The organism is Methanococcoides sp. NM1, from assembly GCF_900774285.1.
In the GTDB taxonomy this organism is placed as follows: Archaea; Halobacteriota; Methanosarcinia; order Methanosarcinales; family Methanosarcinaceae; genus Methanococcoides; species Methanococcoides vulcani.
Genome location: NZ_CAAGTW010000025.1, coordinates 1 through 986, shown reverse-complemented (window position 1 = coordinate 986; position 986 = coordinate 1). Strand labels below are relative to the sequence as shown.

The following is a 986-nucleotide window of genomic DNA, read 5'->3' as shown; positions in this document are numbered from 1 at the left end:
GTGTTAAATGGTATTATATATACGATGTTAAAAGCCTACAAGTATAGACTGTATCCAAAAAAAGAACAAGAAGTAATGTTCTTAAAACATATTGGGGCGTGTAGGTTTACATATAACTGGGCTTTGGGAAATAAAATAAAATCATACGAAGTAGAAGGTAAGTCCGTATCCAGATTTACATTAAATAAGATGTTGCCCGAATTGAAAAATGAGCATGAATGGTTAAATGAGATTAATTCTCAATCATTACAAGGTGCAACGCTTAATTTGGAAAATGCTTTTACTAAATTTTTCAGAGAAAAAACAGGTTTTCCGAAATTCAAATCAAGAAAAAATCCAGTTCAATCGTTTTCTATTCCACAGCACTATAAAGTGGATTTTGAAAATAACAGAATTAAACTTCCTAAAATCGGATGGATTAAAACCAAGTTGCATAGACAATATAAAGGAATTGAAAAAACAGCAACTATAACAAAAACATCCACTGGAAAATTCTTCATTAGTATTCTGATCGATGATGAGATGGACATTCCCGAAACACAAAGTTTTGATGGAAATACAACTGTCGGGGTTGATGTCGGAATTAAGGATTTTACTGTCCTCTCGAATGGCGATAAGGTGGATAATCCAAAATGTTTGAATAAATCATTGCAACGATTGAAAATCCTACAGAAAAGATTGAGTAAAAAACAGAAGGGTTCTGCCAATCGAGATAAAGCGAGGCAAAAGGTAGCAAACCTTCATAAGAAAATCAGCAACCAGAGGGACGATTTCCAACACAAACTATCTTCTAAACTGATAAGCGAGAACCAAGCTATAGCGTTGGAAACGTTGAATGTCAATGGAATGCTGAAAAACCACTGTCTTGCACAACACATTGCAGATGCTTCATGGAGTTCATTCGTAACAAAATTGGAGTATAAAGCAGAATGGTATGGAAAAACCATTCTACGTATTGGACAGTTCGAGCCATCTACTAAGATATG

The 986-nt window shown here is 34.4% G+C and carries 1 protein-coding gene; it reads left to right on the top strand.

Going from position 1 to position 986, the window contains the following annotated elements:
- Positions 1–24: 24 nt before the first annotated feature.
- The coding region (locus E7X56_RS11590) for an RNA-guided endonuclease TnpB family protein (protein ID WP_135606893.1) at positions 25–986 on the top strand (962 nt) is incomplete at its 3' end.